The sequence below is a fragment of the Nocardia farcinica genome (genome assembly GCF_001182745.1).
GTDB classification, from domain to species: domain Bacteria; phylum Actinomycetota; class Actinomycetes; order Mycobacteriales; family Mycobacteriaceae; genus Nocardia; species Nocardia farcinica.
The window spans coordinates 407,051-420,059 of sequence record NZ_LN868939.1; the positions used below are offsets into that span (position 1 = coordinate 407,051).

General features: G+C 68.6%; 12 protein-coding genes and 1 tRNA gene. 9 read left to right on the forward strand and 4 right to left on the reverse strand.

The window, feature by feature from the left end:
• Positions 1-198: 198 nt before the first annotated feature.
• Positions 199-2,562: a penicillin-binding protein gene (locus AMO33_RS19025; RefSeq protein ID WP_041559769.1), complete on the forward strand. Its 2,364-nt coding sequence runs from the start codon at positions 199-201 to the stop codon at positions 2,560-2,562.
• A 6-nt stretch (positions 2,563-2,568) separates the two neighbouring features.
• Here the strand turns inward: AMO33_RS19025 and AMO33_RS19030 are convergent, their stop codons facing one another.
• Entirely contained in the window at positions 2,569-3,033 is a 465-nt protein-coding gene (locus AMO33_RS19030) for a GatB/YqeY domain-containing protein (protein ID WP_060593776.1), read from the reverse strand.
• 178 nt (positions 3,034-3,211) lie between these two features.
• Here AMO33_RS19030 and AMO33_RS19035 point away from each other — a divergent pair, with 178 nt between their 5' ends.
• The 5 genes from AMO33_RS19035 to AMO33_RS30510 all read left to right on the forward strand — a co-directional run bounded on the left by AMO33_RS19035 (position 3,212) and on the right by AMO33_RS30510 (position 7,517).
• Positions 3,212-4,171 carry a metallophosphoesterase gene (locus AMO33_RS19035; protein WP_060593777.1) on the forward strand — a complete coding sequence of 320 codons (960 nt, stop codon included), beginning with the start codon at positions 3,212-3,214 and terminating at the stop codon, positions 4,169-4,171.
• Positions 4,172-4,272: 101 nt separating this feature from the next.
• A complete protein-coding gene (locus AMO33_RS31650) occupies positions 4,273-5,151 on the forward strand; it encodes a hypothetical protein (protein WP_159033822.1) in 879 nt (292 codons plus the stop codon).
• A gap of 60 nt (positions 5,152-5,211) precedes the next feature.
• Positions 5,212-5,285 (forward strand) — tRNA-Pro (locus AMO33_RS19040).
• A 323-nt stretch (positions 5,286-5,608) separates the two neighbouring features.
• Positions 5,609-6,406: a hypothetical protein gene (locus AMO33_RS19045; protein WP_060593778.1), complete on the forward strand. Its 798-nt coding sequence runs from the start codon at positions 5,609-5,611 to the stop codon at positions 6,404-6,406.
• A gap of 64 nt (positions 6,407-6,470) precedes the next feature.
• On the forward strand, positions 6,471-7,517 hold the full coding sequence (locus tag AMO33_RS30510) for a helix-turn-helix domain-containing protein (RefSeq protein ID WP_240327260.1): 1,047 nt from the start codon (positions 6,471-6,473) through the stop codon (positions 7,515-7,517).
• 51 nt (positions 7,518-7,568) lie between these two features.
• Here the strand turns inward: AMO33_RS30510 and AMO33_RS30515 are convergent, their stop codons facing one another.
• Positions 7,569-7,916, reverse strand: a complete 348-nt coding sequence (locus AMO33_RS30515; protein ID WP_076573699.1) for a DUF397 domain-containing protein — start codon at positions 7,914-7,916, stop codon at positions 7,569-7,571.
• Positions 7,917-8,162: 246 nt separating this feature from the next.
• Complete coding sequence (locus tag AMO33_RS19050; RefSeq protein ID WP_011206856.1) at positions 8,163-9,038, reverse strand: aldo/keto reductase; 876 nt, start codon at positions 9,036-9,038, stop codon at positions 8,163-8,165.
• A gap of 463 nt (positions 9,039-9,501) precedes the next feature.
• Between AMO33_RS19050 and AMO33_RS31655 the strand changes: the two genes are divergently transcribed.
• Positions 9,502-9,648 carry a hypothetical protein gene (locus AMO33_RS31655; protein WP_157838324.1) on the forward strand — a complete coding sequence of 49 codons (147 nt, stop codon included), beginning with the start codon at positions 9,502-9,504 and terminating at the stop codon, positions 9,646-9,648.
• 80 nt (positions 9,649-9,728) lie between these two features.
• On the opposite strand, the gene AMO33_RS19055 is transcribed toward AMO33_RS31655, so the two are convergent.
• Positions 9,729-10,160 (reverse strand): Fur family transcriptional regulator, encoded by a 432-nt coding sequence (locus AMO33_RS19055; RefSeq protein WP_011206854.1) that lies wholly within the window; start codon positions 10,158-10,160, stop codon positions 9,729-9,731.
• A gap of 172 nt (positions 10,161-10,332) precedes the next feature.
• Here AMO33_RS19055 and AMO33_RS19060 point away from each other — a divergent pair, with 172 nt between their 5' ends.
• Together AMO33_RS19060 and AMO33_RS19065 are read left to right on the forward strand one after the other, a co-directional pair.
• Entirely contained in the window at positions 10,333-11,580 is a 1,248-nt protein-coding gene (locus tag AMO33_RS19060; protein ID WP_060593779.1) for an APC family permease, read from the forward strand.
• 84 nt (positions 11,581-11,664) lie between these two features.
• Positions 11,665-13,008 carry a serine hydrolase domain-containing protein gene (locus tag AMO33_RS19065; RefSeq protein ID WP_076573701.1) on the forward strand — a complete coding sequence of 448 codons (1,344 nt, stop codon included), beginning with the start codon at positions 11,665-11,667 and terminating at the stop codon, positions 13,006-13,008.
• Position 13,009: the final 1 nt, after the last annotated feature.

A 13,009-nucleotide genomic window follows, 5' to 3' on the forward strand; every position in this document is an offset into this window, starting at 1 on the left:
TTTTTTGGTACGCCCGTCCATGCACCTGCCAGCACAAGACCGATCGGTCTGCGTGGATGTCCGACTCGCCGAGGCGACACGCCGAACATGCGCGGGAGACACGCTGATCGCAGCGTTTCCTGGCGTGGCTCGCACTGCGGGACAAACACACCCGCAAACGCCGCGGCGCCACCCCGTAGGCTTGGCACCGTGTCGAACGTGCCGATCACACATACCCTCGCGAAGCTCGCAGGCAGCTGCGCGCTGGCCGCGGTACTCGTCGCCGGATTGCTGTTCCCGCTCGCCGGTGGTTTCGGGTTCGTCTCCAACCGCGCCGCCGACGCCGTCGACAACGTCTCCGCCGAACTCGTCGAGGGCACCGTCCCCGCGGTGTCGACGATGGTGGACGCGGCGGGCAACCCGATCGCCTGGCTCTACGAGCAGCGGCGCTTCGAGGTGCCCAGCGACCGCATCTCCAACGACATGAAGCTGGCGATCATCTCCATCGAGGACCGCCGCTTCGCCGAACACGACGGCGTCGACTGGCAGGGCACCGTCCGTGCCTTCCTGACCAACACCACCAGCGGCGAGGTCCAGCAGGGCGCCTCCACGCTGGACCAGCAGTACGTGAAGAACTTCCAGCTGCTGGTGGTCGCCAAGACCGACGCCGAGCGCCGGGCCGCCATCGAGACCACCCCCGCGCGCAAGATCCGCGAGATCCGCATGGCGCTGACGCTGGACAAGGAACTCACCAAGGACGAGATCCTCACCCGGTACCTCAACCTCGTCCCGTTCGGCAACTCCTCGTACGGCATCCAGGACGCCGCGCAGACCTATTTCGGCATCGATGCCGCGGACCTGAACGTGCCGCAGGCGGCCATGCTGGCCGGTATGGTGCAGTCCAGCTCCAAGCTGAACCCGTACACCAATCCTCAGGGCGTGCTGGACCGTCGCAACACCGTGCTGGACACGATGATCCAGAACATCCCCGGCCGTGCCGAGGAGTTCCGCAAGGCCAAGCAGGAGCCGCTGGGCGTGCTGCCGGAGCCGAAGGGGCTGCCGCGCGGCTGCATCGCGGCCAACGACCGCGGCTTCTTCTGCGACTACGCACTGCAGTACCTGGCCGAAGCGGGCATCAGCCGCGAGCAGATCGACAAGGGCGGCTTCCTGATCAGGACCACGCTCGACCCGGCCGTGCAGGACTCGGTCAAGCGCGCGATCAACGACCACGCCAAGCCGGACCTCGACCACATCGCCGAGGTGATGTCGGTCGTCGCGCCGGGACAGGACTCGCATCCGGTGCTGGCGATGGCCAGCAGCCGCACCTACGGCCTGAACCAGGACGCCAACGAGACGGTGCAACCGCAGCCGTTCTCGATGGTCGGCGACGGCGCGGGCTCGGTCTTCAAGATCTTCACCACCGCCGCCGCGATGGAGAAGGGTCTCGGCATCAACTCCCAGCTCGACGTGCCCGCCCGCTTCGACGCCCAGGGCATGGGCAACGGCGGCGCGCGCGGCTGCCCGCCGGCCACCTACTGCGTCGAGAACGCGGGCCGCTACAAGTCGCCGATGTCGGTGACCGAGGCGCTGGCCACCTCGCCGAACACCGCGTTCGTCAAGCTCATCCAGGCCGTCGGCGTGACACCGACCGTCGACATGGCGGTCCGGCTCGGCATGCGTTCGTTCACCAAGCCGGGCACCTCCGGCCACGGCAACCAGAGTCTGGCCGACATGATCAAGGACCAGAACCTCGGCTCGTTCACCCTGGGCCCGGTCGCGATCAACCCGCTCGAGCTGTCCAACGTGGCCGCGACGCTGGCCTCCGGTGGTCGCTGGTGCCCGCCCTCGCCGATCAAGGAGGTGATCGACCGCTACGGCAAGCCGGTGCCGCTCACCCAGCAGGCCTGCGAGCAGGTGGTCGAGCCGGGGCTGGCCAACACCCTGGCCAACGCCATGAGCAAGGACGACACCTCCGGCACCGCCGCGGGCGCGGCGCAGGCGATGGGCTGGGGCGGCCTGCCGATGGCGGGTAAGACGGGCACCACCGAGAGCCACCGCTCCTCGGCGTTCCTCGGCTTCACCAACTCGCTGGCCGGCGCGGTCTACGTCTACGGTGACAGCCCGACGCCCGGCGAGATCTGCTCGTTCCCGCTGCGCAACTGCGGCAGCGGCGACCTGTTCGGTGGTAACGAGCCTGCGCGCACCTGGTTCAGCGCGGTGAAGGGCGTGGTGGGCAACTTCCCGCCGCCCGCGCTGCCGCCGCTGGACGACAAATACGTGCGCGGTGCGAACAACGCGCAGGTGCCCGATGTGGTCGGGATGTCGCAGAGCGAGGCGACCACGGCGCTGGTCTCGGCGGGCTTCCAGGTGTCGGCCGTGAACGGTTCCGGACCGCCGCCGAAGGGCAGCGTGATGAGCATGGCGCCGAACGGCTCGGCGATTCCGGGCTCGGTCATCACCATCTACATCAGCGACGGCACCCAGCGGCAGGCGCCGAGTCCGGCGGCGCCGGCGCCCGCGCCGAACCTGCCGGCGCCGCCGCCGCTGCCGAACATCCCGCTGCCACCGTGGTGGCCGCGGTAGCCAGCGCTAGAGGCGGGCTTTGACGGCCGCGGAGATCCGCGAGCCGTCGGCCTTGCCCTGGGCCAGCTGGGTGGCGATCTTCATGGCCTGCCCCATCTGGCGCATGCCCGGCCGCTCCCCCAACTGCTCGGCGACCTGGGCGATCGCGGTGTCGGCGAGGTCGGCCACCTCCGCCTCGCTGAGCTGGGTGGGCAGGTACTCGTCGATGATGCGGGCTTCGGCGTGCTCGTTGGCCGCCAGCTCCCCGCGCCCGGCCTGGGTGTAGACCTCGGCCGACTCGTTGCGCTTCTTCGCCTCCTTCTGCAGGACGGCGATCACCTCGGCATCGGACAGCTCCCGCGCCTGCGCACCCGCGACCTCGGCGTTCTGGATCGCGGCCAGCAGCATGCGCAGGGTGGCCAGGCGCAGGGTGTCCTTGGCTTTCATCGCGGCGGTCATGTCCGCACGCAGGCGCTCTTTGAGTTCCGACATGGGCCTCACGGTAGTCGGTCCGCCGGTGCCGCCCCACCACATTTCGGCTGTGCCGCCCGGCCCGTCGCGGCCCGGTATGTCCGGTGATTTCCCAGGTCGGGCCGGGTGCGGCCGAATTCGCCAGGCGTGTGCGGAAACACACTCAGCGTTCTCCGCCCGCCTCACCTATGCTGGGCAAATGTCCGTGATCTCGACCTCCGCTGTCCGCAGAACCGCGCTGGGAGCCACTGGGGCCGCGGTGGCCGGTATCGGCTACGCCTCGCTCATCGAGCGCAACGCGTTCGTGCTGCGGGAGGCGACCATGCCGGTGCTGCCGCCCGGGTCGTCGAGCCTACGCGTGTTGCACATCAGCGATCTGCACATGATGCCCGGCCAGAAACTCAAGCAGCAGTGGCTGCGCGAGCTGGATCGGCTCGAGCCGGACCTCGTCGTGAACACCGGTGACAATCTGTCCCACCAGAAGGCGGTGCCCGCCGTCGTGCAGGCGCTCGGCGGGCTGCTGGCGCGGCCGGGCCTGTTCGTCTTCGGCAGCAACGACTACTTCGCCCCGGTGCCGAAGAACCCGCTGAAGTACTTCAAGACCGACCATCGCCGCGTCCACGGCGCCCCGCTGCCCTGGAAGGACCTGCGCGCGGCGTTCACCGAACGCGGCTGGATGGACCTGACCCATGTGCGCCGCGACCTCGAGGTGGCGGGCATCCGCATCGCGTCGGCGGGCGTGGACGACCCGCACCTGCGCCGCGACCGCTACGACACCGTCGCGGGTGCGCCCAACCCGTTGGCCGAGCTGAGCATCGGCCTCACCCATTCTCCCGAGCCGCGCGTGCTCGACCGCTTCGCCGAGGACGGCTACGACCTGGTGCTCGCCGGCCACACGCACGGCGGCCAGCTGGTGCTGCCCGGTTACGGCGCCCTCGTCACCAACTGCGGCATCGACAAGTCGCGCGTGAAGGGTCCTTCCCGGTGGGGCGAGCACACCCGTCTGCACGTCTCGGCGGGCATCGGCACGTCGCCGTGGGCGCCGTACCGGTTCTGCTGCCGTCCCGAGGCCACCCTGCTCACGCTCGTCGCCGCGCCGCCCAAGCGGCCGCTCGCCGAGAGCAACGAGGGGCTGTCCACCTCCTCCGTCGCGGGCTGACACCGACCTCGTCCGGTGAACCGTCGCATCGAATCCCGATGCGACGAGGGGTGACTCGCGCCCGCGACTAGGCATTGTCCGGCCCGGGTGGGTAGGGTCGCGTGCCGAGAACGAACGTCGGTCGAGGAGGGGACGACGGTGCACGGTGGATTCGATCGCGACATGGGGGACACGGCGACCCGGACCACTCCCATACCGCCGCAGGGCCTTTCGGCACCGCCCGGCGACCACGACGACATGGCGGTGGCCCGCGAGCTCTACCGGCCGAGCTCCGGCGGGCACCGCTGGATCGGCCTGGGCATGGCCGTCCTGGCCGTGCTCGGCGGCACCGCCGTCGCCGTGCTGGCCGACGGCTCCGATGCGGCCGAGGCCGACGACGCCACGGGCATGGTGAGCGCGCTGACCCCGTCCACCCGCACCCGCACCACCGAGCAACCGGTGATCTCCGCCCCCGCCGTCGTCCCCGGCTACCGCGCCGTCGTCGCCCCGGACAGCGACGCCGCCTACGACGTACCCGCCGACTGGACCATCGCGCCCCCGACCGCTCCGGCGGCTTCGGCAAACCACCCAACACCATCGGCGGCAAGGGCTACGCCTCCGAGGGCAAGGACTACTGCCCCGGCTCCACGCGCACCGTCGCCTTCCTCACCGGCTCCCCCACCACCGACACCACCGCCGCCGCCCTCGAAGTCGGCGCCCGCGCCGCCCGCATCGCCTACCTCGCCGACCCCACCCCCACCGCACCCGAGCCGCTGCACTCCCTCGACGGCACCCAGCACGGCACCTTCGCCGAAACCCGCGGCCTCATCCGCGACCCGGCCCCCGGCTGCGCCCCCACCTTCTCCATCTACACCTTCGCCACCCCCGCCGACACCGGCAGCCTCGTCATGGTGATCGCCGCCGACACCGGCGTCGCCAAGGCCGTCGACCCCGACACCGCCAAGCGCATCTTCACCAGCATCCGCCCCTATAAACCCTGATTGACCTGCCGGTTTAACGCCGGAGCCCACCCTGATGTAAGCTACTCCAGGTTCGCTTCACGGGGTGTGGCGCAGCTTGGTAGCGCGCTTCGTTCGGGACGAAGAGGTCGCAGGTTCAAATCCTGTCACCCCGACTCGTGTGGTTGAGACACGATAGAGGCCCTGGCCGGTTCTTCCGGCCAGGGCCTCTTTTGTTCCACGCCACTGCAGCCCCGCCTTGCGGAGAGCAAAAGGGCTGCCGCTCTTGAGCCCTCTCGTGACTGGACGAAGTTCCATCCTGTGGCGGATGAACGGCCAAGGCCCGCAGCCGCAAAACACCGCTGGTTCACGCGCTCGACGACCACGCGAGAGGCAACAGCCCGCTCTACCTGCACCGATAGTTGGCAGAGGTTCTATGATGACGCGCCCGGAGTAAAATCTGGAGCGGTAATTACTGCCGATAGTGTAGGGTTGAAGCATGAGTGCTGCAGATGATGCCCTTGCCAGTCTGAGTCAGTCAGGACTGCTCAAGATCCTCGCATGGGCAGCGCCTGTAGCGTTTGCCCGTACTGGCCAAGACTTCGACGAGGACGCCGGACACGACCAGATGGTCGTCGGCACCCTCAACTACAAATACCTGTGCGACCTTCTGGATCGGGCCACATCGAACAGGCGGTTTGCCGTGGCCGAGGGTGTCGAAGGGGAAGGCGACGATATCCTTGGGCGCGGAATCACCCCTGAAGCCCGCCACACGATGCCATTCGTGCCTCCGGGCAGCATCGTTCGCAGTGACTACCAGGGGTCCCCAGGCTGGGCGGCCGACGGTTACCGAGTACTTCTGCAGTCGTTCAAGTATGGCGAGATTGATCATATCAACTGGGGCCAGCGAAGCGACGCCAAGCGGCGGGTGGCGTCACAGTCCTACGTCTCCCAGGACACTCTTTTCTCCATCGAGGAAATCGGCCTGGAGCCACTGGTCGCCACATGCGATGCCGATGACTTTGTAGGGACAACTCTCGTCGCTGCGCATTCCTACGACGCCATCACGGGTAAATTTGAGTTGTACATCGGCCAGAGCAAGAACCCGGAATTTCCGGGCGACGTGTGCTGGCACTGGCGGCACCAACTCCTTAATGGTGGCACTTCACCCCTCCCGACTGGCCAGACGCTGCCGCCCATTCTGCCGGGCGATGCTCCTTCGGCCCAGGCGGAGGAGATCGACATCCGTCTCAAGAAGTCGCAGTCGGACGACGGCGCGGTCGACTCGAATGGGTAGCGGAGGACCGACTTCGCAGACACTCGCCAGTGCCACATCGTTTTTCAATGGTAGGCGACTGACGATGGCACGCCACCTCGCAGGGCTTAAGAAATCCCGCCTTGCGGAGCTGATCGGAATGTCACCGGCGTCGGTAACAGGATGGGAGAGCGGGGCAAAGCAACCCAACCGCGCAACTGTGGCAAAGCTTGCGCTTGCTCTGAAGGTTGAGCCTCAGTTCTTTTCGGGCGGCGTGCCTCCCCAAGTGGAGAAGCCGCACTTCCGTTCTCTGCGTTCCACGCCCCAGGTGGCCCAAGACGAGGCCGAGGCGTACGGACAGTTCGTCACGGAGATCGCCGTTCTACTCGAAAAGGTGGTCGAGCTCCCAAAGCCGCTGCTACCCGACGTTCCCGTGTCACCGTCCGAGTTCGGCTCAACGCCAGAAGACGCCGCGCGCGAGGCGCGTCGATTTTTCGGGGTTTCTCCGGGTCCCATTCAGCATGTCGTCCGACTAGCCGAGCGCGCAGGCGTGGTCGTGGTTTTTAGCGAGCCAGGTATTGCATCAATTGATGCATATTCTCTGCACACCGGCATCCGTCCAATTATCGTACTCAATCCCGTCAAGGACGACTACTATCGCCAGCGATTCGATATGGCCCACGAGCTAGGGCATTTGATAATGCACCACGATGCAGAACCTGGCGGGAAGATTGCGGAAAATCAGGCAGATCGATTCGCCGCAGAGTTCCTGATGCCAGCCGAGCAAATCGCACCGTACCTACCCAATAGTACTTCGGGGCGCGGCTGGGCAACATTGGCAGAACTAAAGGAGCACTGGGGCGTAAGTCTGGCGGCGCTTCTCTACCGAGCTCGATCGCTTGGAATCATGGGAGATGTGACTTATCGAAACGCGATGATACGGATGTCACAGAACGGGTGGCGGCGAGCCGAACCGGGAAGGGTCTCATCGCTTGAGATGCCTTCAATGCTCCCACGGGCACGCGAGGTTGTTAATGCTGCTGGCATCGACGACAGCGTGTTCCTATCCGGCGCTGGCTTACCGATTCACTTGTTCGAGGTTGCCACCTCCCGATCGCCTCAACGGGCGGATTCCGCTCGAGGTAGCGACTAGCGCTTGGCAGCCCAGCCCCGGGTGATTCAGGAAAGACCAGGTTTGGCGGTACTAACTGCGGTCGAACTCTCCGTCGACAACGCCCTTGGCGAAGGCGTCCCATTCGGTGGGCGTGTAGTGGAGGGTCACCTTGTCACCGGCTTCCGAGGGGCCGGTCAGGATCGAGCTTCCGTCGCTCGCGACGTCGACGGTCAGGTCTCCGACCCGACCGGATCGGCGGCTCACCGCGAGGTCGAGAACCGATGGCCACTCACTACGCGCCACCCTGATCCGTGGCTGCGATGACCGATTCCCGGTGTATTTGCTGTCCTGGATGAGCACAGCGTCGCTACGGTGGGCAACCTCCACACACGAGTTGTTCGCTCCGCTGTAGCTCGACTCGTAGAACCGCGTACTCACATCAAGTACGGTACCGGCTGGGCAACTCCTGGATCAGCGCGTGCGAATCGGCTGAATTGAGTGCGATACGTTGCAACTGCTCGTAGATGCACTGCAATCGCTCGACCTCCCTCGGGTCTTCCTCGGCTCTAGTCGAGTATGGATTGCCACCCGACACGCTGGCCCGGTATCTGAGCGGGGTTCGAGGTTCGTGAGGTCGAGAAGTGCGGGGGCACTGACCAGCGTCGGTCGGAGCCCCGAGTCCACCTACTCCGCGGCGGCTGACAACTCCTCGAACTCGCTGTCGCTCAAGGTGATCTGCGCGGCGGCGGTGTTCTCCTCCACGTGCGCGACCGACGACGTGCCCGGGATCGGGAGCATCACCGGCGATCGGCGCAGCAGCCAGGCCAGGGCGAGCTGGGCGGGGGTCGCGCCGTGGCGGGTGGCGATGGCGTCGAGGGGGCCGCCGGGGCGGGCGAGTTCGCCGGTGGCGATGGGGAACCACGGGATGAAGGCGATGTTCTCGCGTTCGGCGTAGTCGAGGACGGCCTCGTCGGTGCGGTTGGCGAGGTTGTAGAGGTTCTGGACGGAGACGATCTCGGCGATCTCGCGGGCCTGCTGCAACTGCTCGACGCTGACCTGGGAGACGCCGATGTGGCGGATCTTGCCCTCCTGTTGCAGCGCGACCAGCTCGCCGAGCTGGTCGGCCAGCGGCACCTGGGGGTCGATGCGGTGCAGCTGGTAGAGGTCGATGCGGTCGACGCCGAGGTGGCGCAGGCTCAACTCGGCCTGCTGGCGCAGGTACTCGGGGCGGCCGACCGGGCGCCAATCGCCGGGGCCGGAGCGGGTGAGCCCGGCCTTGGTGGCGATCACCAGGTCGTCGGGGTAGGGGTGCAGGGCGGTGCGGATCAGCTGTTCGCTGACGAAGGGGCCGTAGGAGTCGGCGGTGTCGATGAAGTTCACGCCCAGCTCGACGGCGCGGCGCAGCACGCGCACCGCTTCCTCGGGATCGCGGGGGTCGCCCCAGACGCCGGGACCGGTCAGTTGCATGGCGCCGTAGCCGAGACGGTTGACGGGGAGATCACCGCCGAGCCGGAAGGTGCCGGCGGCGTCGGCGGGACGGGATGCGACGTTCGTGCTCATGGATTGGCCTTTCGTCGTCGATGCGGGGGTGACGCGGGGCGTCAACGCTCTCGCTGCACAACGGGCGCGGATCGGCTTCTTGTTCCCGCGCGCGACGAGGCCCTCCGGCCTGGCAGCGGCCGGAGGGCCTCGACATTCACCCCGTGGGCGGGCCGGTTACCCCTCGTGAACCGGCCCGCCCGCATGGTGGGCCTGGTGCGCGTCGGCGTGGTTACCGTCGGCAGCGGCGGGTGTGCCGCGAGCTCCGGGAAGAGCCGTCGCCGGTGCGTGGTGCGGCCGGCGGGTCGGTCACCCCTCGTGGACCGACCCGGCCGGCCGCGCCGCCGGCGCGCGACCTGCCACCCCTCGAAAAGACAGGTCGTGCGCCGGGTCCCACCCCGGTGGTGGCTGGTGTGGTGATCCGGTGTCGAGGAAGACAATGCGGCCCGCTGCTCGAGAAGGACTTAAGAAGACCTTGTACGCGGTGAATGCGCTGGCAGGCGTGGTTCTGCTAACACTGGGTGGCGACGCGAGCGATGATGGAAGCGGCGCGAAGAGAATGGGAGCGACGATGGAAACCGTGGTGGTCTGGGCCCTCGCCTGCCTGCTGTACTGGTGGGGTCTGCTGTAGCGACGGGAACGGCACGAGACAGACGAAAAGAGCCGGGCGGGTGCGTGTTCCGCACCCGCCCGGCTCGTGTGTGTCGGGGGTCAGTCCTGGGCGGCTCGGCAGTCCGGGCACAGGCCCCAGAAGACCACCTCGGCCTCGTCGACGGCGTATCCGTGGGTCTCGCTGGGCTCCAGGCAGGGGGCAGCGCCGACCGCGCAGTCGACGTCGGCAACCGCCCCGCAACGCCGGCACACCAGGTGGTGGTGATTGTCGCCGGTGCGGGTCTCGTAGCGGGCCGGCGAACCCGCCGGCTCGATGCGGCGCAGCAGCCCGGCGCCGACACAGGCGTGCAGCACGTCGTAGATGCCCTGGGTGGAGACCGAGCCGAGCGCGGCGCGTACCTCGGCGGCGATGGTGTCGGCGTCGGCGTGCGGGTGCGCGCTGACGGCCTTCAACACCGCCAGCCGCGGCGCGGTGACGCGCAGGCCCGCGGCGCGCAGGCGGTCGCGGGGTTCGGCGGTCTCGGTATGCATGACTCCATGGTCGGTACGAATATGGAACTAATCAAGAAAATCGTGGTGTATATCGCGGCGTGATGTAGCCCACCTGGCGGCGATTCGCTGTTCACGGGGTGTTCATCGCTTCGCCCGGACCGATCGGCGCGCTGGGCTCGCACGACGCGCCGCGACCGGCCAGGATTGGCCCATGACCTCGGCGGACCCCGGCAACGCGCTGCACCGACGACTCGGACTCACCGATTCGGTGGTGATCGGGCTCGGTTCGATGGTCGGCGCGGGGATCTTCGCCGCACTCGCTCCGGCGGCGGCCGCGGCGGGCAGCTGGCTGCTGCTCGCGCTGGGGGTGGCCGCGCTGCTGGCCTACTGCAATGCGATGTCCTCGGCGCGGCTGGCCGCGCGCTACCCGGTGTCGGGCGGCACCTACGTCTACGGGCGGGAGCGGCTCGGACCGTTCTGGGGATACCTCGCCGGATGGGGATTCGTGGTCGGCAAGACCGCCTCGTGCGCGGCGATGGCGCTGACGGTCGGGCACTACGCGTGGCCCGAGCACGCGCGCTGGGTGGCGGTGGCGACCGTCGTGGCGATCACCGCCGTGAACTACACCGGGGTGCAGAAGTCGGCGCTGGCGACGCGGATCATCGTCGGCGCGGTGCTGACGGTGCTGGCGGTGGTCGTAGTGGTCGCGTTCTCCGGGTCGCACTCGGCGGCCGCGCCGATGCCGGGACGGATCGGGCCCGGCGACGTGCTCCAGGCGGCGGGACTGCTGTTCTTCGCCTTCGCGGGATATGCGCGCATCGCGACGCTCGGCGAGGAGGTCCGCGAGCCGCACCGCACGATTCCCCGGGCGATCCGGCTGGCGCTCGGCCTGGCGCTCGCGGTGTATGCGCTGGTGGCCGTGGCGGCGCTGCTGACGCTGGGTTCGCAGGGCCTCGCCACGGCGGTCGACCCGCTGGCTCGGGTGGTGGACGCGGCGGGTGCGGGATGGCTGACACCGCTGGTCCGGGCCGGTGCGGTGCTGGCCGCGGCGGGCTCGCTGCTCGCCCTGATTCTCGGCGTCTCCCGGACGACGCTGGCGATGGCGCGCGACGGCCACCTGCCCTCCGCGTTGACGGCGGTGCATCCACGATTCGGCGTGCCGCACCGCGCGGAACTGGCCGTGGGCGCGGTGGTGGCGGTCGTCGCGGCGACCGCCGATCTGCGCTCCGCCATCGGGTTCTCCTCCTTCACGGTGCTCGTCTACTACCTCCTCGCCAACCTCTCGGCGGGCACGCTCGGCGCCGACGAAGGCCGTCCGGCGCGGTGGATTCCCGTCGTCGGGGCGGCCGGCTGCGTGATCGTGGGATTCGCGCTGCCGATCGGGTCGGTGCTCGCGGGGCTGGCGGTGCTCGCGCTGGGCGCCGGGTGGTACGCGGTCCGGTCGGCCCGGCGGGCATAGCGGCGGCGATCGACACGGCGACACTCGCGCGGCGCGAACCGCTTTCGCCGGTTTCGGCGCGGTCGGCGGGTTAGCCTCGTTCTCATGGTGCGCGGGGTGGTGGCCGCGATGGCGGCGGTGACGTTGGTGGCGGGAGCGCTCGCCGGTGCTGCGCAAGCCGCACCCGATCCCGGGTATGCCGAGTGCGCGGTGACCCCGGGGCGGACACCGCAGCGTGCCGCGCCCGAGGCCGCGGGCTTCGACAGCGGAAGGCTCGACGAGGCGTTGCGCTTCGCCGCCGAGCGAAATCGGTTCAACGTGCAGGTCTTCCGGCACAACTGCCTGGTCGGGGAGGGCCCCAACAACGCGCACACCGGCCACGTGCCGTGGAACATCTGGAGCTCCACCAAGAGCGTGGTCTCACTGCTGGCGGGCATGGCCGCCGAACGCGGGCTGCTGGATCTGCACGCGCCGATCGACCGGTATCTGCCCGCCGGGCTCGGCGACGCCGAGCATCGCTCGATCACCGTCGAAAACCTGCTCACCGAGACCTCCGGGATGCGGGTCGGCGTGCTCACCGAAGGCATCACCGGCGTGATCCCCATCGACCCGCACAGTGCCGTGCAGGCGCTGGGTGTCCCACTGGCCAACCCGCCCGGGACGGTGTTCAGCTACAGCCAGCGCAACGTCGACCTGCTCGCCTACGTGATCGAGCTGGCGTTGGGCGAGCCGTTGCAGCAGTTCGCGCAGCGGGAGCTGTTCGACCCGCTCGGTATCGCGCGCGAGGACTACTACTGGGCCAGGGACCGGGCAGGCAACACCTACGGCTACGCGCACCTGATGCTCCCGCCCGACGACTTCGCCAAGCTCGGCCTGCTCGTCGCCGACGACGGACGCTGGGGTGCGCAGCAGATCGTGCCCGCCGACTACCTGCGCCAGGCGCGCACCCCCTCCCCCGCCAACCGGTGCTACGGCTACCTGTTCTGGCTCGGTCCGGGCTGCGCGGAGATCCCCGCGTTCCTGCCGTCCGGGGTGTACGCGATGGCCGGGCTCGGATTGCAGAACGTCTTCGTGCTGCCCGAACTCGACCTCGTGGTGGTGTGGACGGGCGCGTTCGGCAACGTCAGCGCGCACGGGGTGCAGGGCATCGTGCAGAACACCGGCGAGCTGCCGTGGGAGTTCTTCCGCAAGCTGTTCGCGGCCATGCACGAGCCGCCGGTCCCCGATCCCGGACCGTATGTGGAGCCGCCGTTGCGCACCGACCCGAGCCGGTACGTCGACAACAGCCTGCTGCTGGCCGTGTTCGGGGTCGGGCCCGCCGCCTATCCGGGCTGCAATGTGTTCTCCTGCCTGAACTACGAGCTCGCGGCGCCGTTCGCCGACGCCCCGCCCGGCTGCTACGTGCTGGCCTGCCTCGGGCCCGACCCGCGCACGCCCGGAATACGCTGAG